Source organism: Undibacterium sp. RTI2.2 (genome assembly GCF_035018705.1).
Lineage (GTDB): Bacteria > Pseudomonadota > Gammaproteobacteria > Burkholderiales > Burkholderiaceae_D > Undibacterium.
On the sequence record NZ_JASJXN010000141.1, the window covers coordinates 1 to 439 of the forward strand.

At 46.9% G+C, this 439-nt stretch carries 1 protein-coding gene; it reads right to left on the reverse strand.

All coding sequences use genetic code 11. The features are described from left to right. Positions 1 to 204: 204 nt before the first annotated feature. On the reverse strand, positions 205 to 439 hold a 235-nt coding region (locus QN395_RS21455; protein ID WP_323493059.1), incomplete at its 5' end, for a transposase.

Genomic DNA, 439 nt, shown 5'->3' on the forward strand with positions numbered 1-439 from the left:
GAGCTTCTTGCAAAATACCCAAACCAGTAAAGTCGAGCATGGGTGTGGCCACTGTTGCGATTGGTTTTCTTGTTTGAAGCGGCACATGTGACATGAATTTGTGCCGGATTATCGTTTTATGGCGTGTCAATCCCTATGTGACCATCACTGCCCCTATGAACGTTGGGAAACGTTGTTTTTTTCGACTCTTTAAAAGCAAAGCTGTTACGTAAATAAACGCATCAACTGATCTGCGGTCAATACCAATAAACCAAACATCAAATGCGACATCACTTTTTCGCTACCACGCACCCGTACTGTCGTGCCACCAAATTCGTCTTTCAGCCTGCCATTGGTACGTTCAGCTTGCGTGCGTTCTTTATAACGCTGTTGTTCATGCGGGGCGAACGGTTTCTTCTCCCCGCCGCGTGCGTTGTGATCAATTAATGGCACGTGGCCA